The sequence below is a fragment of the Paenibacillus sp. FSL R5-0923 genome (assembly GCF_038009145.1).
GTDB lineage: Bacteria > Bacillota > Bacilli > Paenibacillales > Paenibacillaceae > Paenibacillus_AQ.
Genome location: NZ_JBBPAT010000001.1, coordinates 1,360,701 through 1,383,417, shown reverse-complemented (window position 1 = coordinate 1,383,417; position 22,717 = coordinate 1,360,701). Strand labels below are relative to the sequence as shown.

Genomic DNA, 22,717 nt, shown 5'->3' with positions numbered 1-22,717 from the left:
ACATTGGCCTTAAACAGCTCCAATATTACGTGATTGTATGTTATTTACATTTGCCTGTCAATAAGAACTTGCTTCTGTAAACGTTTGAGCCCATCCTGAATATTACGAGCCCGCACCTCCCCAATTCCGTCCACTTCATCCAGTTCAGCTATGCTTGCAGACATCAAATTAGGCAGCATTTCAAACCGCTCCACCAGATTATGAATGATCACATTTGGAAGCCGCGGAATCTTGTTGAGCAGACGATATCCACGCGGAGTAACCACCTCTTCGGAAGAAATTGCCGTAGAAGAGTAGCCCAGCAATCGAGCAATATGGTTGTCATCCATTAGGTCATCATCACTAATACGTTTGAGACCGGCAATAATTTCACGAATTTTATCTTCTTGCTCTTCCTTAGCATAGTCTCTGTATAGGAGCCATGCTTCTTCCTCTGTATTTCCAACCAGTTCTTCCATCTGCATGCTGATTAAGCGTCCTTCATTGCCTAGTTCATTTATATATCGTTTGATCTCCATTTTTATGCGTAGAACCATCTCTACCCGCTGAATCACTCCGACCACTTCAGCTACGGTTACGATTCCCTCATACTCCGAAGCAGACAAATTCGTCAGTCCTTGTGTAAGAACCGCTTTGTACTTTTCGAGGGTCTGAATCGCTTGATTAGCTTTAGCCAAAATAGCTCCGATTTCTTTTAACGCATACCGAATGGAACCTTGATACAGGGTAATGATATTGCGGCGCTGTGAAATAGAAACAACCAGTTTACCTGTTTGCTTCGCTACGCGCTCGGCGGTCCGGTGACGAATGCCTGTCTCGATTGAAGAGATGGACGAATCCGGAATTAGCTGTGTATTTGCATACAAAATTCGTTTCAAATCCTCACTAAGAATAATGGCACCGTCCATTTTGGCGAGCTCATATAAATAATTGGGCGAAAAATCGCAGTTAATGGAGAATCCTCCATCCACTACCTCCATCACCTCAGGACTATACCCAACGACGATTAGTGCTCCCGTCTTAGCGCGCAGCACATTCTCAAGACCTTCCCGAAAGGGTGTCCCCGGTGCCGCCAGTCTGAGCAGATCATTCATATTCTCTAATTGGTTATATTCTTTCATAATCCCTGTGCCCCCTAATCTAACGCGACCGATAGTGCATCTGCTACGGTACTGACGCCAATAATCTGGATATCTTGCGGGTGCTTCCAGCCCTTCAAACTTTTCTCTGGCATGATCACCCGCCGGAAGCCTAGCTTCGCGGCCTCCTTCACACGCATTTCCGCGCGTGAAACACCTCTTACTTCACCTGTAAGTCCTACTTCACCGAAGAAAACATCGTAAGGTTTTGTTGAAATATCACGAAAGCTGGAAGCGATACTAACAGCTACTGCTAAATCAATCGCCGGTTCATCCAGCTTCACGCCTCCAGCAACATTAAGGTATGCATCCTGATTTTGCAGGAACATGCCCATCCGCTTCTCAAGTACAGCGATAATGAGTGCCATCCGCTGGTGATCCATACCTGTGCACACCCGGCGTGGGGAGGGGAAATGAGTGGCAGCGATAAGAGCCTGAAGCTCAACAAGCACCGGTCTAGTCCCTTCCATACTAGCCACAACTGTAGATCCGGCTACGCCGAGTGGACGCTCCGATAAGAAGAGCTCCGATGGATTTTCTACTTCTGTTAGACCCACTTCACCCATTTCGAAAATGCCGATTTCATTCGTTGAACCGAAGCGGTTCTTTACAGCCCGCAGGAGTCTATACGTATGATGCCGCTCTCCCTCAAAATACAGCACACAATCCACCATATGTTCAAGCATCCGTGGGCCTGCAATAGCGCCTTCCTTGGTGACATGCCCAACGAGAACTGTAGCAATTCCCCGAATCTTAGCGATACGCATAAATCTTGTCGTACATTCCCGAACCTGGGTCACACTGCCTGGCGCACTAGTTACTTCTGGCATAAATACAGTCTGAATCGAATCGATAACAAGAAATTGCGGCTGAATTTGTTCAATCGCTTCTTCTATGCTTTCCATATTCGTCTCACATAGTACATATAGCTCAGCTGACAACGCACCGAGGCGATCCGCACGTAGTTTAGTTTGCCTTACCGATTCTTCGCCCGAAATATACAGCACTCGCAATCCCTGAGTTGTCAGAGCATGCGACGTCTGTAATAAGAGCGTAGATTTACCGATTCCTGGGTCTCCCCCTACTAGTACCAGCGATCCTGGTACGATCCCCCCACCGAGAACACGGTTAAGCTCACCTATACCTGTCAGTATGCGCGGTTCCTTGTCACTTTCTATACTTATGATCGATTGTGCCTTTTCTTTACTATGAAAAATAGGGGCATTCATTCCCTGTGTTTTGACTACGCTTTCCGTTTCCTCCACCATGGAGTTCCAAGCTTGGCACCCGGGACATTTTCCGAACCATTTTGGCGATTCGTATCCACAATCGGTGCAAAAAAATTTAGTTTTTGGTTTAGCCATTTGTTCTCCTTACGGTCCGAACTTTTAAATTGCGGATATTTTCTTCTAATGAAAGTTTACCATTTCTGCCCCTTTAACGAAAGGTCATTCGGAATTTGTACTAAATGTATATTTTTAAGTGATAAATTTATATTAAAAAAGCTTCCGCCCCTCTATAAACTGAGGAGCGGAAGCTTTTTTTATTCCGTTTTTTTATTCGGATTCTACTTCTTTTTCAAGCAATGGCGCTACAGGAGCATTCACTTTATTCACTACAAGTTCTCCGCCAACTTCATCAATGTTGAGCGAATCACCCTTTTGGATATTTCCTCTCAACAATTCCTCGGAAAGACGGTCTTCAATATGCTTCTGAATCGCACGACGCAATGGACGTGCACCAAAGGCTGGGTCGTAACCTTCCTTAGCCAGGAAAGCCTTCGCCGCATCCGTGAGTACGAAATCAACATCATATTCACGCAGCCGCTTGCGCAACTCATCAGACATCAACGTAACGATTTCAGCAATATGCTTCTCATCGAGGGAATGGAAGACGATGATTTCGTCAATCCGGTTCAAGAACTCAGGACGGAAGCTCTTCTTAAGCTCTTCCATAACCTTGCCCTTCATATTACCGTATTCTGCTCCAGCATCTTGCACAGCTGTGAATCCAAGTGTCGAATTCTTCTTGATCGCTTGTGCGCCTACGTTAGAAGTCAGAATAATTAATGTATTACGGAAATCGACTACCCGTCCTTTAGAGTCAGTCAAACGACCGTCTTCAAGAACTTGCAGCAGAATATTGAATACTTCTGGGTGCGCTTTTTCAATTTCATCAAGCAGCACTACAGAATAAGGTTTACGGCGTACCTTCTCAGTTAATTGGCCACCTTCTTCATAGCCAACATATCCAGGAGGGGCTCCTACTAAGCGGGACGTGGAGTGCTTCTCCATGTATTCCGACATATCAATACGAATGACCGCATTCTCATCGCCGAACATGGCTTCAGCCAATGCACGAGCCAACTCAGTTTTACCTACACCTGTAGGACCGAGGAAGATAAAGGAACCCATTGGACGTTTCGGATCTTTAAGACCCGCACGCGCACGGCGTAGTGCCCGGCTAACTGCCTTAACAGCTTCGTCCTGACCGATCACTCGTTCATGTAGTAAAGCCTCCATGTTAAGTAGACGGTCGGTCTCCTCTTCCTTCAGCTTGCTTACAGGTATACCCGTCCAGCTAGCTACAACCTGTGCGATGTCTTCAGGTGTAACCTCTGAATCCGTGCGACCCTGTTTTTCTTTCCATTGATTCTTTGTCGTATCAAGCTCTTCACGGATTTTTTGCTCTGTATCACGCAAGGCCGCCGCTTTTTCAAACTCTTGACTCTGTACTGCGGAATCTTTCTCCTTGCGGATATCATCCAAGCGCATTTCAAGTTCCTTCAGATTTGGCGGGATGGTGTAAGAGTGAAGCCTTACTTTAGATCCTGCTTCATCGATAAGGTCAATCGCTTTATCTGGCAGGAAACGGTCCGGGATGTAACGGTCGGACAACTTCACTGCTTCCACAATAGCTTCATCCGTAATCTTCACACGGTGATGCGCTTCATAACGATCGCGAAGTCCGAAAAGAATTTGGACCGCTTCCTCTGGAGAAGGCTGATCCACCGTAATCGGTTGGAAACGACGCTCCAATGCTGCATCTTTTTCAATATATTTACGATATTCGTCAAGCGTAGTCGCACCAATGCACTGAAGTTCTCCACGGGCTAACGCCGGTTTCAGAATGTTAGATGCGTCAATCGCACCTTCCGCGCCACCAGCACCGATCAGTGTATGAAGCTCATCGATAAAGAGCACGATATTACCTGCTTGGCGAATCTCATCCATAATTTTCTTGAGGCGGTCTTCAAACTCACCGCGATATTTTGTTCCAGCCACTACTGAGCCCATGTCGAGCGTCATGACGCGTTTGTCGCGAAGTGTTTCTGGGATTTCATTATTGATAATCTTTTGTGCAAGTCCTTCAGCGATAGCTGTTTTACCAACACCAGGTTCACCGATCAGTACCGGGTTATTCTTAGTCCGGCGACTCAGTACCTGAATAACACGTTCAATTTCTTTACTACGGCCGATAACTGGATCTAGATTGCCCTCCTTAGCATAGGCGGTCAAATCGCGCGCAAGACCATCTAGGGTCGGTGTGCTGACGTTAGCCGGAGTCCCGCTATGACTAGAGGCAGCCTCGCTGCTTCCTAGGAGCTGAAGAACTTGTTGACGAGCTTTGTTCAAGCTGATGCCGAGGTTATTAAGCACACGAGCCGCGACACCTTCCCCTTCACGGATAAGTCCAAGCAAAATATGCTCAGTGCCAACATACGTATGACCCAATTTGCGGGCTTCGTCCATCGACAGCTCAATCACTTTTTTAGCGCGAGGAGTATAAGCAATGTTCGTAGGCTGTTCTTGACCTCTGCCAATCAGTGTCTCCACTTCGTCCTGGATTTTTTCAAGACCTAGCCCTAAAGCTATTAATGCCTTAGCAGCAATGCCGTCTCCTTCACGAATAAGTCCGAGCAAAATATGTTCTGTACCAATATTGTTGTGTCCTAAACGAACAGCTTCTTCCTGCGCCAGCGCTAGCACTTTTTGTGCGCGTTCCGTAAATCTTCCAAACATCATATCTCCTGCACCTCCATGAATAATAAATATCTATATTAATGTTGTGTTCCCAGTGTCTCTCGGAGCAGTTTTGCCCGATACATATCTCGTTCAGTAGCATTCAGCTCATCGCCGAACATCTTTTGCAGAAATCCTGGCTGCGTCTTAACGTTAAGTTCATTAAGCACTGAAATCGAAAGACCTTCCAGAATGCCAAGGTCAACCCCAAGTCTCACATCAGACAGGCGTTGAGCAGATTCTTTAAGCTCCATAAGAGCTGCATAACATAAAATTCCGTAAGAACGCTTCACTCGGTCTGTTATTCTCAGGGCGGAATCAACAAGCAACCGTTCACGTGCATTTCGCTCATGCTCAATAATCTGGGTAACTACACTGTGAAGGTTCTCTATAATTTCACTTTCCGTTTGACCGAGAGTGATCTGATTAGAAATTTGAAAGATGTTCCCTACTGCTTCGCTACCCTCACCGTAAATTCCTCTTACAGTCAATCCCACTTGGTTCACTGCAGACAATATGCGATTGATCTGATGAGTCATTACAAGCGCTGGTAGATGCAGCATTACCGAGGCACGAAGCCCAGTACCAACATTGGTGGGACAACTAGTCAAATATCCTCTTTTATCATCAAAAGCGTAATTGACAGCTGCCTCGAATATATCATCGATCGCCGTCGCACGATCCCATGCTTCTCTAACCTGAAGACCAGGAAACAGACATTGGATTCGCAGATGGTCCTCTTCGTTAATCATGATGCTGACCGACTCATCTTCATTTAATAAGACGGCCGCACTGCGCGAATCATTAGCCAAGTTAGGACTGATTAGATGCTTCTCAACCAATACCTTTTTGTCCAGTTCATTCACTTCATCAAGCTTTAGGAGTTGAAAAGATCCGAAATCTGCAGCTGCTTCCTCATGAAACACAGGAGCCAGTAGCTCTAATACTTCTTCCGATTGCTCTAAGGAAGCCAGCATTGGGAACGGAAGATGCTCTAGATTACGGGCAATACGCATACGACTGCTAATTACAATCTCGGAGTGACTACCTCCAGAACGCATCCAATCACTAAGCGCTTGTTCAGTAAATCGGAGACTTGACATGTCATATCCCCCCTATATATCAAAGACTTTACTCTTGTGCTATTTCTTTTTCAAGTTTACGAATCTGATCTCGCAGCTCCGCTGCTTTCTCGAATTCTTCTTGTGTAATACTTTGCTGTAATTCCTGCTTGAGTTCATCAATTTGGCGTCTAAACACAATCTGAGCTCCTGCACGTTTCGGAATCTTACCTACATGTGAAGTACTGCCATGCACTCGCTTAAAAAGCGGGTCCAGTGCACTGTTAAAATATTCATAACAGGAGCTACAGCCAAAACGGCCTAATTTGCTAAACTGGGAGTACGTCATCCCACAATTCTCACATTGCAGACTCTGCGTTGTCTTCGTTGCAGCCGACTTCTCCTTGCCGGCACCTTCAAGATCAAGCAGACCTGAGAGCAGACTGTGGATGGAGAATCCTCCAGCCGTTCCGGGAATGAGTTCACCCTTCTCCCGTGCACAGCTCTCGCAGATATGAAACTCCGTCTTCTCTCCATTCACGATCTTAGTGAAGTGGAGTGTTGCCGGCTTGACGCCACATTCCTGGCATTGCATAAGCGAAAGCCCCTCCCTTATGGTTGACAATTATTTGCCTAACAAAGAGATTAACATCGCCTTCATAATCTTGGCACGAATCTCATCCCGGTATGGAATCTTAACCGTTAGGCATTCCCGAGAAACAGCAGCGCGCATAAGGCACGCTTCACGCTTACTTAGAAAACCAGCTTCCTCCAGCTGATAAATCAGCCCTTCAGCAGCGTTCTGATCAATCCCGCCACCTATAGTATGGTTTAAATGGGCATGCAGTGCCACGTTAGGCGGTAATTCAAAACGTTGAATACGAATATATCCCCCGCCACCACGCTTACTTTCCACCACATAACCTTTTTCTAGAGTAAAGCGTGTACTGATGACATAATTGATCTGTGACGGTACGCATGAGAACTGGTCCGCCAGGTCATTTCGCTGGATTTCCACCGTACCTTCGGGACTTTCATGCAAAATATTCTTCAGATATTGTTCGATAATATCAGAGATATTGCGCATCACTCATCCTCCAGTGCTTAAATCTTATAATACCGATTGCAACTTGCATTCATAATGACAATGGTCTTTAATTGAACTTAAACATTTGTGGATAATCCCACGTGTTCAGAGGATCGGATCGCTGTCATTAAGCTTCGTTGACTTTGACTTTCTTTGACTTTTTAATATTATAACATATTCTGTGCTAATTCCAAGTGGATTCTCTTATTTTTCACTTTTTTCAGCGAATGTATTCGGAAATAAAGAACTCTCCCAACTTCTTTCGAAGGGGAGAGCCTAATTTTTGTCAAGTATAAACGCCTTCGGTATCCTTATTAGGGCGATAAGCGTTTATGCGAGAAATATAAGGATAATGTATAGCATGAAACTTATACTTTCTTATATTTTTAAAAATGATCAAATAAAGCTGTCTGTGCTTGTGGAATAATTTCTTCAAACCATTCCAGTGCTGCTGCGTGGCCAGAGACACTTCCATAACGAGCCATCTCTGTTGGTCGTTTGTATCCAAGCATCAAGGCCGTCAAAGTGCCTATATCACAGCTAAAGTCTGCTTCCGCCCGTTCCCTTTCCACTCGAATCAAAGTAGCCGAGCCCTCATTAGAGATATTCCATGCCCATAGCCCATCATTCCAAGGTGCATACTTATCTTCGATATATATAAGCTGCTTCTTTTGACTACTGTTTCCTCTGAAGGCGTAAGTTTCAATGAATGACTTGGCATTAACAATCCGCCCCATAAAATAAGGATAATTCTCTTGTCCTATACGTGGATCTGGCAGCAAGAAAGGTAATATGTCATCTGAAGGCACCAGCTTTAAGGATGCACCGGTCACCATCGAATCATGGTTCGCAAGAAATGTCCACAGCCCCTGCCGAGCTTGTTCATTCAAAAAAACAAATTCATCAATGACCAGTTCTCTGTTCTCTACCTTATACAGCACATATCCCTCTGGTTCACCACTCTTGGAGTAAAATACTGCACTCTTTCCTTCATCATCTAGAACAGAGTTCTTCCACCAGTCCAAATCGCGCTTAAGTGTCCCGTTATAACTGACAGCGAATCGAGTATATAGGCTATCCAATACTTCGATATCCTTTATGTCCCGTTTAACCTTGCCCTCAACTTCAACCTTTTTAGGAAATTTCGCTACTGGAATAGAGTATTTCTTATATTCACAATAAACTTCCCAGCCAAATTTACGATAGAACGGAATCAAGAATGGGTGTAGAAAAGAGAGCGTTTGCCCCGCCTCATTCATCGTATGCAGTGCATGAGACAAAAGATTTGCCACATGTCCTTGTCTGCGGTTCTCTGGCCATGTAGCTACTCCTGCTATACCACCCATAGGTACCACTCTGCCCTGTATGTAGACTTGGAAAGGAATAATTGTCAATTTAGCTTCCAATGTTCCGTCCTCAAAAGCACCCCATACCTGTTCAGGCTTGAATCTTTCCTTAGCACTTGCTCTTTTTTCACTAGGAAGCTTGTACTGAAAAGCATATTCTGACAAGTTCATGCTTGCATCGAATTCTTCCGAACGTAACTGTCTTATTACCACAAACTCACCTCATCCTTTATAAAATTACTTTTAGGATAAGTATAACAAGAGCGTCAATTGTGCGCTAATCTATTGCATTATTTATAACTTTATTTTTAGTTATCCACAGCTCTATACAGTTTTAAAAATAGTCTTGAAATCTTGTCACATCCAAGTTAAAATAGTTATCCACTTATCAATAACTCTATCCACATAATCCCGGCTATATCCACAGCAACCCGTGTACTACTTAGGTTTTCTGTTGACAGATCCATATAAATATGTATTTAATCCACACTATTTAGGGGTTATTTCTCTTTCAATCATCTATCCACATGTGCGTAACTTTTTCTGCAAATCCAAAAGTTTATCCACAAGTTTTCCACAGTCTATAATAAACGCAAAAAAGCCACTGTCGATTACTCAACAGTGGTCTAATTGTGCTTGGCAACGTCCTACTCTCCCAGGACCCTTCGGTCCAAGTACCATCGGCGCTGGAGGGCTTAACGGTCGTGTTCGGGATGGGTACGCGTGGAACCCCTCCGCTATCGCCACCAAACGGGCATTTACAGCGTAAATGCTCAGGCTTGATGCCTGAAAACTGAATCCGAATTGAATTTGCGTCTTAAGTATAGGATAAGCCCTCGACCGATTAGTATTGGTCAGCTCCATGCATTACTGCACTTCCACCTCCAACCTATCTACCTCGTCGTCTTCAAGGGGTCTTACTAATTGGGAAATCTCATCTTGAGGGGGGCTTCACGCTTAGATGCTTTCAGCGCTTATCCCGTCCGTACGTAGCTACCCAGCCATGCTCCTGGCGGAACAACTGGTGCACCAGCGGTACGTCCATCCCGGTCCTCTCGTACTAAGGACAGCTCCTCTCAAATTTCCTGCGCCCACGACAGATAGGGACCGAACTGTCTCACGACGTTCTGAACCCAGCTCGCGTACCGCTTTAATGGGCGAACAGCCCAACCCTTGGGACCTACTTCAGCCCCAGGATGCGATGAGCCGACATCGAGGTGCCAAACCTCCCCGTCGATGTGGACTCTTGGGGGAGATAAGCCTGTTATCCCCAGGGTAGCTTTTATCCGTTGAGCGATGGCCCTTCCATGCGGTACCACCGGATCACTAAGTCCGACTTTCGTCCCTGCTCGACTTGTAGGTCTCGCAGTCAAGCTCCCTTATGCCTTTGCACTCTTCGAATGATTTCCAACCATTCTGAGGGAACCTTGGAACGCCTCCGTTACTCTTTAGGAGGCGACCGCCCCAGTCAAACTGCCCGCCTGACACGGTCCCCGTACCCGATTAGGGTACTAGGTTAGAACCTAGATACGATCAGGGTGGTATCCCAACGGCGCCTCCACCGAAGCTTGCGCTCCGATTTCTACGGCTCCCACCTATCCTGTACAGATCGTACCCAAATTCAATATCAAGCTGCAGTAAAGCTCCATGGGGTCTTTCCGTCTTGTCGCGGGTAACCTGCATCTTCACAGGTATTAAAATTTCACCGGATCTCTCGTTGAGACAGCGCCCAAGTCGTTACGCCATTCGTGCGGGTCAGAATTTACCTGACAAGGAATTTCGCTACCTTAGGACCGTTATAGTTACGGCCGCCGTTTACTGGGGCTTCGGTTCATAGCTTCGGGTTACCCCTAACCACTCCCCTTAACCTTCCAGCACCGGGCAGGCGTCAGCCCGTATACTTCGCCTTGCGGCTTCGCACAGACCTGTGTTTTTGCTAAACAGTCGCTTGGGCCTTTTCACTGCGGCCCCCTCGTGCTATTCACACTACCGGGGCACCCCTTCTCCCGAAGTTACGGGGTCATTTTGCCGAGTTCCTTAACGAGAGTTCTTCCGCGCGCCTTAGAATTCTCTTCTCGCCTACCTGTGTCGGTTTGCGGTACGGGCACCTTCTCCTGGCTAGAGGCTTTTCTTGGCAGTGTGAGATCATGACCTTCGCTACTGTAATTTTCGCTCCCCATCACAGCCCAGCCTTAACGATGTGCGGATTTGCCTACACATCAGCCTCACTGCTTAGACGGACATATCCATCAGTCCGCGTCACTACCCTCCTGCGTCACCCCATCGCTCATAGCGGATTACGGTGGTACAGTAATTTCAAACTGTTGTCCTTCGACTACGCCTTTCGGCCTCGCCTTAGGTCCCGACTTACCCTGAGCGGACGAGCCTTCCTCAGGAAACCTTGGGCTTTCGGCGGATCAGATTCTCACTGATCTTTTCGTTACTCATACCGGCATTCTCACTTGTATGCTGTCCAGCGCTCCTTACGGTACACCTTCAACCCACATACAACGCTCCCCTACCCCAGATACATACGTATCTAGCCATAGCTTCGGTGGTGTGTTTAGCCCCGTTACATTTTCGGCGCAGAGTCACTCGACCAGTGAGCTATTACGCACTCTTTCAATGGTGGCTGCTTCTAAGCCAACATCCTGGTTGTCTGTGCAACTCCACATCCTTTCCCACTTAACACACACTTGGGGACCTTAGCTGATGGTCTGGGCTGTTTCCCTTTTGACAATGGATCTTAGCACTCACTGTCTGACTCCCGGCAATAAGTATATGGCATTCGGAGTTTGACTGAGCTTGGTAATCCTTGCGGACCCCGCACCCAATCAGTGCTCTACCTCCACTACTCTTATACCGAGGCTAGCCCTAAAGCTATTTCGGGGAGAACCAGCTATCTCCGAGTTCGATTGGAATTTCTCCGCTACCCCCACCTCATCCCCGCATTTTTCAACATGCGTGGGTTCGGGCCTCCAGTGCGTGTTACCGCACCTTCACCCTGGACAGGGGTAGATCACACGGTTTCGGGTCTACGTCCACATACTAAATCGCCCTATTCAGACTCGCTTTCGCTGCGGCTCCGTCTTCTCGACTTAACCTTGCATGTTAAACGTAACTCGCCGGTTCATTCTACAAAAGGCACGCCATCACCCATAGATAGGGCTCTGACTTTTTGTAAGCACACGGTTTCAGGTTCTATTTCACTCCCCTTCCGGGGTGCTTTTCACCTTTCCCTCACGGTACTGTTTCACTATCGGTCGCCAGGTAGTATTTAGCCTTAGCAGATGGTCCTGCTGGATTCATACGGGGTTTCACGTGCCCCGCACTACTCGGGATCCGTCTCGGAGAGAACACAGTTTAGGCTACAGGGCTTTTACCTCTATCGCGGGCCTTTCCAGACCTCTTCGCCTACCATATTCCTTTGTAACTCCATGTGAGACGTCCCACAACCCCTAAGAGCAAGCTCTTAGGTTTAGGCTGTTCCGCGTTCGCTCGCCGCTACTGACGGAATCACTATTGTTTTCTCTTCCTCAGGGTACTTAGATGTTTCAGTTCCCCTGGTCTGCCTCTACATCTCCTATGTGTTCAGAGATGAGTAACTGCGAATTACCACAGCTGGGTTTCCCCATTCGGACACCCCCGGATCAAAGCTTGCTTACAGCTCCCCGAGGCAGTTTCGTTGTTCGCCACGTCCTTCGTCGGCTCCTGGCGCCTAGGCATCCTCCGTGTGCTCTTATTAGCTTAACCTTCGCTCCGATGTTTCGCTTGTTCGCACAATTGAAAATCTTCGCTTCCAGCTAATAACTAACGTACTTGTTTACACAAGTTTTAGCTAAAAGATGTTCTAAAACGCAAATTCGTTTCGGTATCCAGTTTTCAAGGATCAAGTTTAAAAATATTCTAGACATAACAAAAAGATGAAGTTTGTTGGTGGAGCCAAGCGGGATCGAACCGCTGACCTCCTGCTTGCAAGGCAGGCGCTCTCCCAGCTGAGCTATGGCCCCGCAAATTCCATCAAAACCGAACAAATGGATACGCGTTAAATGATTTTGGAAGTTTAACTTCCGATTTGAATGTCTTCATTGCAGAAGACGATTCTCCATAGAAAGGAGGTGATCCAGCCGCACCTTCCGATACGGCTACCTTGTTACGACTTCACCCCAATCATCTACCCCACCTTCGGCGGCTGGCTCCCTTGCGGGTTACCCCACCGACTTCGGGTGTTGTAAACTCTCGTGGTGTGACGGGCGGTGTGTACAAGACCCGGGAACGTATTCACCGCGGCATGCTGATCCGCGATTACTAGCAATTCCGACTTCATGCAGGCGAGTTGCAGCCTGCAATCCGAACTGAGACCGGCTTTGATGGGATTGGCTTCACCTCGCGGCTTCGCTTCCCGTTGTACCGGCCATTGTAGTACGTGTGTAGCCCAGGTCATAAGGGGCATGATGATTTGACGTCATCCCCACCTTCCTCCGGTTTGTCACCGGCAGTCACTCTAGAGTGCCCAACATTACTTGCTGGCAACTAAAGTTAAGGGTTGCGCTCGTTGCGGGACTTAACCCAACATCTCACGACACGAGCTGACGACAACCATGCACCACCTGTCTCCTCTGTCCCGAAGGCCGCCACTATCTCTAGTGGATTCAGAGGGATGTCAAGACCTGGTAAGGTTCTTCGCGTTGCTTCGAATTAAACCACATACTCCACTGCTTGTGCGGGTCCCCGTCAATTCCTTTGAGTTTCAGTCTTGCGACCGTACTCCCCAGGCGGAGTGCTTACTGTGTTAACTTCGGCACCAAGGGTATCGAAACCCCTAACACCTAGCACTCATCGTTTACGGCGTGGACTACCAGGGTATCTAATCCTGTTTGCTCCCCACGCTTTCGCGCCTCAGCGTCAGTTACAGCCCAGAAAGTCGCCTTCGCCACTGGTGTTCCTCCACATATCTACGCATTTCACCGCTACACGTGGAATTCCACTTTCCTCTTCTGTACTCAAGTCACCCAGTTTCCAGTGCGACCTCAGGTTGAGCCCAAGGTTTAAACACCAGACTTAAATGACCGCCTGCGCGCGCTTTACGCCCAATAATTCCGGACAACGCTTGCCCCCTACGTATTACCGCGGCTGCTGGCACGTAGTTAGCCGGGGCTTTCTTCTCAGGTACCGTCACTCCGATAGCAGTTACTCTACCGGACGTTCTTCCCTGGCAACAGAGCTTTACGATCCGAAAACCTTCATCACTCACGCGGCGTTGCTCCGTCAGACTTTCGTCCATTGCGGAAGATTCCCTACTGCTGCCTCCCGTAGGAGTCTGGGCCGTGTCTCAGTCCCAGTGTGGCCGTTCACCCTCTCAGGTCGGCTACGCATCGTCGCCTTGGTGGGCCGTTACCCCACCAACTAGCTAATGCGCCGCAGGCCCATCCCTCAGTGACAGATTGCTCCGTCTTTCATTCTTTCTTCAGGAGAAAAAAGAAATTATCCGGTATTAGCTACCGTTTCCGGTAGTTATCCCAGTCTAAGGGGCAGGTTGCCTACGTGTTACTCACCCGTCCGCCGCTAAGTCATTTTGAAAGCAAGCTTTCAAAATGACTCCGCTCGACTTGCATGTATTAGGCACGCCGCCAGCGTTCGTCCTGAGCCAGGATCAAACTCTCCAATTAGTATTGAAAAGAGCGATATGCTCATTTTGAAACTGACGATTCATTAAATGAATCTTTTAAAAATTAACGCGTTCCATTTGTTCAGTTTTCAAAGAACTTGCTCCCGGCATTTCGACATCAAATGTCTCTTGCACAGGAATTAGAGTATATCATGTTGTCGTATTTCTTGTCAACTTATTTTTTCATCGTTTGTGTTTCATTTGTTCGATGCGTCATAAGCACAAGAGATAATATACCATGCTGTTCTTATGTTTGCAAGCTTTTTTTGAAATAAAAAATAATCTACGAATAAATACTTTCAAACTAGCACAAACCAACACAAATTGATTCCAATAATCCTTAATTTATGGCTAAATAGAATTTATCGTAATCCCATATATTAACTTCTAATAATACGTATGAGAGGAGTCTAAATGAAAAAAAATCCATCTAGTGCTGCGACCCAAACAAACACCAAGGACAAGGAGCAGCGTAATCTGCAGCAAGCAACAATCTATAAGATTTTGCTGGCTGTCAGCTTTGTTCATTTATTTAACGATTCTATTCAGGCAGTCATCCCTGCAATCTTTCCTATTCTCAAAGATAACTTGATGCTCTCCTTCGCTCAGATTGGGTGGATCTCCTTTGCCTTAAACATGACGTCCTCCGTGATCCAACCAGTCATTGGGTATGCGGCTGATCGTAAGCCTCGTCCTATATTGTTACCACTGGGTATGTGCAGCACATTTCTAGGCGTACTTTTATTGGCTTATGCCAACAACTATATCCTTTTATTGTTTTCCGTCATGCTAATCGGTTTCGGATCTGCTACCTTTCATCCCGAAGGCATGCGTGTTGCTCATATGGCTGCCGGTCAGCGGAAAGGTCTTTCGCAATCTATTTTTCAAGTCGGCGGCAATGCTGGACAATCTTTAGGACCAATGCTCACGAAATGGATATTCATTCCCTTTGGGCAGATCGGCGCTCTTGGCTTCACTATCGTTGCGGCTGCCGGAATTGCCGTCCAGACCTATGTCGCTCGCTGGTATCGAGAGATGCTGGATGCGGGATATACGTTTCATAAAAAATCAACAGCTCGTGCAATCGATCCTGCCCGACGCAAAAGTATTCGAACGGCAACAATCATCCTCGTTTTCCTAGTCTTTGTAAGATCTTGGTACGGCGCTTCTATCGGCAGTTACTACGCTTTCTATTTAATGGACAAATATCAAATGACGCTTGATAAGGCCCAAATCTATATTTTTATGTATCTGGCAGCTGGAGCTGTCGGTACATTCTTTGGAGGCCCACTGGCAGACCGCTTCGGACGGCGTAATCTCATTCTTCTCTCTATGGTCGGAACAGTGCCCTTCGCACTGGCTCTACCCTTCGTGAACCAAATGTGGGCAGCTATACTCTTACTGATTGGCGGCTTCATCCTTTTGTCCAGCTTCTCTGTTACTGTAATCTATGCTCAGATGCTTTATCCAGGCAATATCGGAACAGTTTCAGGGTTAATCACTGGTCTTGCTTTTGGGCTCGGAGGAATTGGCTCCTTGGTACTCGGCAATCTGATTGACAGCATTGGAATTTCAAAAGTGTTTATAGCTTGTGGATTCCTACCTCTTTTGGGTTTCCTTGCTCTCCTGCTTCCTAGAGACGAGAAACTAGAAGAATGGGCCGCTCAATAAACATCAGTAACATCAGTAACATCAGTAACATCAGTAACATCAGTAACATCAGTAACATCAGTAACATCAGTAACATCAGTAACATCAGTAACCACTTAACGCCTTACTCATGACTGTAGAAAATAGAGCGGCAGCCTTCCCGCTGCCCTCTGTCATATAATTATCCTTATTTGTACGATCAAACCCCATCCACACTGCAGCTGTCCATTCCGAAGTATAACCAACAAACCACAAATCCCGGTTAGCTTTCTTGCTTACGCCTGGCAGATCCAATTGGGTTGTTCCGGTTTTCCCCGCTACAGGCCTGTTCATTTGCGCTTTTTTGCCCGTTCCTTCATTGACAACATTACGTAGCATCATCGTCATTGCCTCTGCGGTTCGTTGCGATATTACCTGCCGTGTTTCGGAGAGATGTGAATACACAACCTCCCCTTTTGAATCCATTATCGTGCGTACCATATGAGCCTCATTGAATTTACCTCCATTAGCAAAGACACCATAGGCTTGTGTCATTTTAAGTGGAGATACCCCATTATGAAGCCCTCCTAAAGCTATTGATAAATGGTTATCCTCCTCTGTCAGTACAATTCCTAATTTGGCTGCAAATTGCCGTGCAGAAGAGATTCCAACCTGCTTCAAAAGCCAAACAGCTGGCGCATTCACGGATTTTTGCAGCGCTCTACTCATTGTGATTTGACCTTGATACACACCGTTCAAATTCTCAGGTACATAGTTTCCATAAGCGTATTTGCGATCAGAAAGTATGCTATTCGGGCTATACTTCCCGCTCTCTAGCGCGGGTCCATAATCAATGATCGGCTTGAAGCTGGAGCCTGGCTGCCGCGCATCAATTGTAGCTCTGTTCAAGCTCCCCTCATTTTGTTCACGCCCACCAATTAGTGCCACCACTTCACCTGTACGATGATCCATTATGGTCATAGCTGCTTCTACCTGCTGATCTTTTCCGTCAGGCGGGAAAGAAGAACCCTTTAGAAAAGCCTGCTCTAGCGCCTGCTGTGCTTTAATGTTCAACCCTGTAACGATAGTATAGCCACCCGTTCGAAGCTCCTCCACAGACTTCCCAGTGATCTGAGCCGCTTCCTTAAGCGTAGCGTCCACATAATGCACACCAATGACTTCTACTTTGTTCGCAGCGGGAGGTTGATACTTTTTATCTCTGGCCTCAAGCATTTGTTCTTTAGTAATCAGTCCTTGATCTAACATAATCTGTAGAACGAGATTCCTTCTTGTTTTGGATAATGTACTATTGTCTACCGGATTATAAATAGACGGTCCTTTAGGGATTCCCGCCAAGGTGGCGATTTGCCATATTTCTAGTTTTTTCAAATCGGATACGCCGAAGTAACGCTCCGCAGCTGCCTTTACTCCATATTGTCCACGCCCCATGTAAATCTGATTGAGGTAAAGCCCTAAAATCTCTCGTTTTGATAACTGCCTCTCCAATGCAAGAGCAATGGATGCTTCGTTTAGCTTACGTATGACATTCTTGTTCCTGTTCAAATAAAGATTGCGAGCTAGCTGCTGAGTAATACTACTCCCGCCCTCAGAGAGATCCATATCCACAATATTATTTAGAAAAGCGCGAGAAATCCCTTTATAATCTAATCCCTGGTGGCTATAAAAGCGTCGGTCCTCCACCGCTAAAAACGTATTTATCAATAATGCAGGCATTTCCTCCAGCTCCGCTGAATGTCTATACCCCGAGCCCGGTAAAGGGATCATTCGTAATGTCGTCCCGTCCGAGGTCTTAATGATGCTCGATTCCGGCAGCTGAAGTTTATCCTCTTGCTGTTTAACCACTTGCCCGCCGTATTGAAATACGTAAAGCAAACCCACGAGCGCTATTATTATTCCAATGATACTCCCATCAAATAATAAATACCCCAGACGGAGTATCCGGGTACGCACGATCCATCTGCCATCCTTGCCTGAATGGGCTACACTTTGTTTTTTTTCGGTAACGGCATTCATGATTCTATAATCAGGTTCTCTAAGAACCGCTCCATACTACGGGCTTCAACACTCGCTGCTTCAAGAAGTGCTTGGGCTTCCATCCCATCATCCGTGTTGTCAGCCTCCTCTACCTCACGGAGAGCACGGAGAATTGCCCGAGTTCTTATCAATAAAGCTACAGCTGGTGTGTCCTGCATCGTTTCTGTTGCTACGCCTCTATTCGGAACTTCAATTCTTTGCATACGATTCAGGTTAGCGGCGATTTGGCCTAATTCTCCTCCAGAGAGGACCTTGATTTCTTTTGTTACTCCCTTGTCTGCTAACTCTGAGCTTCCAATCAGTACCGTGTGCAAATCATCGGCAATTTTCTGTGAACGGAGAATAAACAACCCACTGAAGAATAGAACAAATAGAATTATGACGCTAGGGATTGTTCCAATATGATTAATGGTCCAATGGATAAGACGAACAAAAAAGACGCCTGACTTCCCCGAATAATGAGAATACAGCAAAGCAACAGCCCGCTCGACAGCAAAAAGAAAGGCAGCACTCAAAAGAGCACTCCCTATAAAAATATAAAGATAATGGATGCGAACCGTCCGAAGTTTGTGCATAGTCATTCCCTCCTTGTGCTCACAAGGATATCTTCCAAATCTTAAGAACCCGCCAAGAGTTTTCTTAAGATTCTATGAAGAATGGGAAATAGGTGATAAAATCCGTCCGAAGCGGGGAGCTTTCTACATAAATAACGCCATTGTGGCGTTCGACGATACTTTTGGAAATGGCAAGACCTAGGCCTGAACCGCCTGTATGCTGTGAACGAGACTTCTCTGCTCGATAGAATCGTTCAAAAATAAACGGAATATCGCTCTCTGCAATCATCTCTCCAAAATTGCTAATGCGGACAACCGCTTCATTTCCCCTTTTACTGAAACCAATCTCCACTTTCCCGCCGCTTCTACCGTAACGGATCGCGTTCGTAATCAAATTTTCATATGCACGAACTAATTCTTTAGGGGAAGCCTCTATCCACAACTCACCAGCTTGGTCATCGATCTCATAGGTCATTTCAGCCTTTGTTAGTTCGGGAACTGACTCCTCCGCTAGCTGCCGTATAAATGCTTTTAAATCTAATCGCTCCATAACTAGAGGGTATTCCCCACTATTTACGCGTGTATATTCAAAAAGATCGTCGATCAGTTTACGCAGCACAAGGGATTTGTTGTAGGCTATGCTCACGTAATATCGTATTTCTACTTCTTCCTGGCATCGATCTTGCTCGATATATTCCAGAAAACCGAGGACAGAGGTAAGGGGGGTTCGTAAATCGTGGGAGACACCCGTGATCAAGTCATTTTTTGCATTCACAGCTTTACGTTCCTCTTCCACAGAGTGCTGCAAACGTTCAGCCATTTCATTAATATTCTCAGCCAGCACTCCCAGCTCGTCCGTGGTTCTGACTTCAATTCGGTGCGACATCCCGGAGCTTGTGATTTCCCGAATTCCTTTGGTGATCTCCTCCAGATACAGTACTATTTTACGAGTATAGATAAAAAAGAACAGCAAAAAGCTGATAATACCAGCTGCGGTCAGCAGTGGCATAGAGCCAATATGATTAATGATCCAGCGTAAGATACGTGAATAGGGAGCCGACTCTGACACTGGATTCAGATAGATCATGAAATTAACGAGCTGGTAACCTGCAAACAGCAGTAATCCACCGGAAAGCACACTAAGCAAAAAGGCGTATATAAACTTCCAACGAATCGTAGTTATATATTTTGAATTCAAGAAGCCTCACCTAATCCTTTCAGGAAGGTCCATCTAATTTATAGCCAACTCCCCAGACGGTTTGTATATAACGTGGGCGCTTCGAATCCACTTCGATTTTATCGCGGAGGTTACGAATATGTACCATAACAGTATTACCCCCATCTAAAAATGGTTCGTTCCACACCTTATCGTATATCTGCTCTAAGCTGAGCACTTGACCTTGGTGCCTTGCCAAAAGCTCTAAAATAGAAAATTCCCGGGGGGTCAGCTTAATCTTCTGCTGGTCTATATGTACCTCATGCTTAGACGTATCTATAGTTAAATCTTCAAAGCTCAGTTTGCTGTCATTCCCTAGGCTATTACTATCTTTATTGAAAGCGTGATAACGACGCAGCTGTGACTTAACTCGTGCCACAATCTCCAAAGGATTAAACGGCTTGCCCACGTAGTCGTCCGCTCCTATGCTAAGTCCTGAGATTTTGTCCATATCCGTATTTTTGGCTGAAAGGATGATAATTGGCATCTTCCGCTCTTCACGGATCTTCATACATGCAGCTAATCCATCCATCTTAGGCATCATGACATCAAGAATAATCAGATCTACTTCTTCCTTCTGCAGACACGCCAGTGCCTCCATCCCATCATAAGCTTTAAGCAGGCGATAGCCCTCATTACAGAGGTATATCGATAACAGCTCTACAATTTCCTTCTCATCATCTACTAACAATATCGTTTCTCTCTTCACAGGAGGGGGTTCCTTTCAAATATAGTAATAATTATCTTTAGCTTCTATATTAGCAGATCCATTGAACGTTTTTCCTCGAAAATAGAAACATGTACTTAAAATCGAACGACAATAAGTAGGTTACGCAAAAAAAGGGTACCCGCTCCACTCGTACTTAAACGAAATGGAACTGGTACCCTTTTAGAATTTAGTAAAAATATGCTTACATCTCCAGCAGTCGAATCAGCTCATCCTCATCCTCGATGACCTGAATGCCCAGCTGCTGTGCTTTGGCCAGTTTACTACCTGCCTTCTCGCCGGCAATAACCAAATCCGTCTTCTTAGATACACTTCCAGACACCTTCGCTCCGAGTGCTTCCAGACGTTCGGCGGCTTCGTCACGTGTAAGCTTTTGTAATGAACCGGTCAACACTACCGTTTTTCCGCTAAAGAAGGAATCCGTGCTAACAGGGCGTGCGGCCTCAGGAGCTTTTGCTTCAACCCCAAGCGCCCGCAACCGAGCAACATTCGCCACAACTATAGGATCTGCGAAGAAGTTAACAATACTCTCGGCGACAATCCCGCCAATGTCTGGCAACTCGGCAAGTTCTTCCGCTTTAGCCTGCATCACAGCATCCAGATCGCGGAAATGATCAGCCAGCATCTTAGTTGTTGCTTTACCTGTGTTAGGGATTCCTAACGCAAAGAGGAATGAGGCGAGATCGCGACCTTTGCTATCCTCTAACGCTTGCAGCAGATTCTGTGCTTTTTTCTCCCCGAAACGGTTCAGCTGTACAAGCTGCTCAAAGGACAATTCATACAGATCCGCAGAATCATGAACATTAAGCTCGTCGTAGAGCTGACCTGCCGTCTTCTCACTAAACGTCTCAATATCCATCGCATCTCGTGAAGCGAAATGGGTGATCCGACTAATAATTTGCGGTCTACAGTTCAGCTTATTATTACAGAAAAGATGCGCACCGCGCATTTCTAGCGGAAATCCACAAGCCGGGCAATCCTCAGGGAAAATAATTTCTCCTCCGTCATTCTCTTCCGTTACCTTGCCGAGAATTTCCGGGATAACATCATTAGAACGCCGAATAAACACTCGTGAGCCTAAGGCGAATTTCAAGTTTTTGCGCTCAATATCGCCCACATTATTTAATGTGCAATTCTGTACGGTAACTCCAGCAAGCTCTACGGCTTCAACACGAGCTAAAGGAGTCACTTTACCTGTACGTCCTACATTCCAGCTAACAGACTCAAGCACGGTCGTTGTTTCTTCAGCTTCAAATTTATAAGCCACTGCCCAGCGAGGGAACTTGTCAGTGTAACCAAGAACTTCACGAATACGGAAATCCGTCACCTTGATCACCGCTCCATCAATGAGGTAATCAAGACTTGAACGACTCTCCTCGATTCCAGCAAGCTGCTCAGTCACATCATCGAAATCATTACAGTAAGTCAGATAAGGATTTACTTTGAATTTGTTATTCCGTAGAAAATCCATCATCTCCTGATGATCGGCGAACTCTACACCTTCTCCAAAACCTACATTATAGAAATATGCATTCAAACGACGTTCTGCAGTAGTCTTCGGGTTTAGATTGCGCAGTGCTCCTGCCGCCGCATTACGCGCATTCTTAAGTGGCTCTGCAGCCCGGGTATTATAATCAGCGAGCACAGACAGATTCATAATCCCTTCGCCCTGTACTTCAATGACCCCTTCTTTAAAAGGAATCGTTAACGGAACAGACTTAATGGTCTTCACCTGAGCAAGTATTCCTTCCCCAATGACACCATTACCACGCGTCGATGCCTGTTCTAGAACACCATTCCGATAGGTTAGATTCAGCGTCAAGCCATCAAACTTCAGTTCTACTGCATAACAAGGATCAGGTAGAGGGTTGCCTGGGTTCTTAAGATTGTACTCATTCACTAAGCGGAGTACCCGCGTATTCCAGCTCCGCAGCTGTTCAATATTCTGTGCTTTATCGAGACTCCAAAGCGGAGCCAGATGCCGATGCGGCGTGAAGCCCTTAAGCAGCTCTCCACCTACACGTTGTGTAGGTGAATCCGGTAGTACGAAGCCACTCTCAGCCTCCAGTGCTACAAGCTTGTCGTATAAAACATCGTATTCCTTATCGCTGACTAGCGGAGCATCCAGCGTGTAATAGTGGTAATTATAATTATTTAACTCCGCAACAAGCTCTTCCATCACATGCATAGCATCCATGCAGGTACATCCCTCC

13 protein-coding genes, 1 tRNA gene and 3 rRNA genes are annotated in these 22,717 nt (G+C 46.3%); 1 reads left to right on the top strand and 16 read right to left on the bottom strand.

Annotated elements, in window-relative coordinates; genetic code table 11:
• Window positions 1-44: 44 nt before the first annotated feature.
• The 11 genes from disA to MKX35_RS05970 form a co-directional block, all read right to left on the bottom strand.
• Window positions 45-1,121, bottom strand: a complete 1,077-nt coding sequence (disA, locus tag MKX35_RS06020) for a DNA integrity scanning diadenylate cyclase DisA (protein WP_042131246.1) — start codon at window positions 1,119-1,121, stop codon at window positions 45-47.
• A gap of 14 nt (window positions 1,122-1,135) precedes the next feature.
• On the bottom strand, window positions 1,136-2,503 hold the full coding sequence (gene radA / locus MKX35_RS06015; protein ID WP_042131247.1) for a DNA repair protein RadA: 1,368 nt from the start codon (window positions 2,501-2,503) through the stop codon (window positions 1,136-1,138).
• Window positions 2,504-2,695: 192 nt separating this feature from the next.
• Window positions 2,696-5,164, bottom strand: coding sequence for an ATP-dependent protease ATP-binding subunit ClpC (gene clpC, locus MKX35_RS06010; RefSeq protein WP_076286859.1), 2,469 nt, complete (start codon window positions 5,162-5,164; stop codon window positions 2,696-2,698).
• A gap of 35 nt (window positions 5,165-5,199) precedes the next feature.
• Window positions 5,200-6,264, bottom strand: coding sequence for a protein arginine kinase (locus MKX35_RS06005; protein ID WP_042192210.1), 1,065 nt, complete (start codon window positions 6,262-6,264; stop codon window positions 5,200-5,202).
• Between the two features lie 28 nt (window positions 6,265-6,292).
• Window positions 6,293-6,817, bottom strand: coding sequence for a UvrB/UvrC motif-containing protein (locus tag MKX35_RS06000; protein ID WP_042192214.1), 525 nt, complete (start codon window positions 6,815-6,817; stop codon window positions 6,293-6,295).
• 30 nt (window positions 6,818-6,847) lie between these two features.
• A complete protein-coding gene (locus MKX35_RS05995) occupies window positions 6,848-7,309 on the bottom strand; it encodes a CtsR family transcriptional regulator (protein ID WP_042131251.1) in 462 nt (153 codons plus the stop codon).
• 386 nt (window positions 7,310-7,695) lie between these two features.
• Window positions 7,696-8,868, bottom strand: a complete 1,173-nt coding sequence (locus MKX35_RS05990; protein WP_076300958.1) for a GNAT family N-acetyltransferase — start codon at window positions 8,866-8,868, stop codon at window positions 7,696-7,698.
• 421 nt (window positions 8,869-9,289) lie between these two features.
• Window positions 9,290-9,406: ribosomal RNA gene (gene rrf, locus MKX35_RS05985) — 5S ribosomal RNA — on the bottom strand.
• 73 nt (window positions 9,407-9,479) lie between these two features.
• Window positions 9,480-12,408: ribosomal RNA gene (locus MKX35_RS05980) — 23S ribosomal RNA — on the bottom strand.
• A 181-nt stretch (window positions 12,409-12,589) separates the two neighbouring features.
• Window positions 12,590-12,665: transfer RNA gene (locus tag MKX35_RS05975), tRNA-Ala, on the bottom strand.
• A 101-nt stretch (window positions 12,666-12,766) separates the two neighbouring features.
• Window positions 12,767-14,324: ribosomal RNA gene (locus MKX35_RS05970) — 16S ribosomal RNA — on the bottom strand.
• Together the 16S, 23S and 5S rRNA genes with 1 tRNA gene alongside form the textbook arrangement of a ribosomal RNA operon.
• A 413-nt stretch (window positions 14,325-14,737) precedes the next feature.
• On the opposite strand from MKX35_RS05970, the gene MKX35_RS05965 reads away from it, so the two are divergent.
• On the top strand, window positions 14,738-15,994 hold the full coding sequence (locus tag MKX35_RS05965) for an MFS transporter (protein ID WP_076297842.1): 1,257 nt from the start codon (window positions 14,738-14,740) through the stop codon (window positions 15,992-15,994).
• An 84-nt stretch (window positions 15,995-16,078) separates the two neighbouring features.
• Here the strand turns inward: MKX35_RS05965 and MKX35_RS05960 are convergent, their stop codons facing one another.
• The 5 genes from MKX35_RS05960 to ligA form a co-directional block, all read right to left on the bottom strand.
• On the bottom strand, window positions 16,079-17,986 hold the full coding sequence (locus MKX35_RS05960; RefSeq protein ID WP_076297843.1) for a transglycosylase domain-containing protein: 1,908 nt from the start codon (window positions 17,984-17,986) through the stop codon (window positions 16,079-16,081).
• Window positions 17,983-18,582 carry a hypothetical protein gene (locus tag MKX35_RS05955; RefSeq protein WP_076297844.1) on the bottom strand — a complete coding sequence of 200 codons (600 nt, stop codon included), beginning with the start codon at window positions 18,580-18,582 and terminating at the stop codon, window positions 17,983-17,985. Before MKX35_RS05955 ends, MKX35_RS05960 begins: the two co-directional genes overlap by 4 nt.
• A 64-nt stretch (window positions 18,583-18,646) precedes the next feature.
• Window positions 18,647-19,759 (bottom strand): sensor histidine kinase, encoded by a 1,113-nt coding sequence (locus MKX35_RS05950; protein ID WP_076286910.1) that lies wholly within the window; start codon window positions 19,757-19,759, stop codon window positions 18,647-18,649.
• A gap of 19 nt (window positions 19,760-19,778) precedes the next feature.
• Window positions 19,779-20,486: a response regulator transcription factor gene (locus MKX35_RS05945; protein WP_076297845.1), complete on the bottom strand. Its 708-nt coding sequence runs from the start codon at window positions 20,484-20,486 to the stop codon at window positions 19,779-19,781.
• A gap of 202 nt (window positions 20,487-20,688) precedes the next feature.
• Entirely contained in the window at window positions 20,689-22,701 is a 2,013-nt protein-coding gene (gene ligA / locus MKX35_RS05940) for an NAD-dependent DNA ligase LigA (RefSeq protein ID WP_042192224.1), read from the bottom strand.
• Window positions 22,702-22,717: the final 16 nt, after the last annotated feature.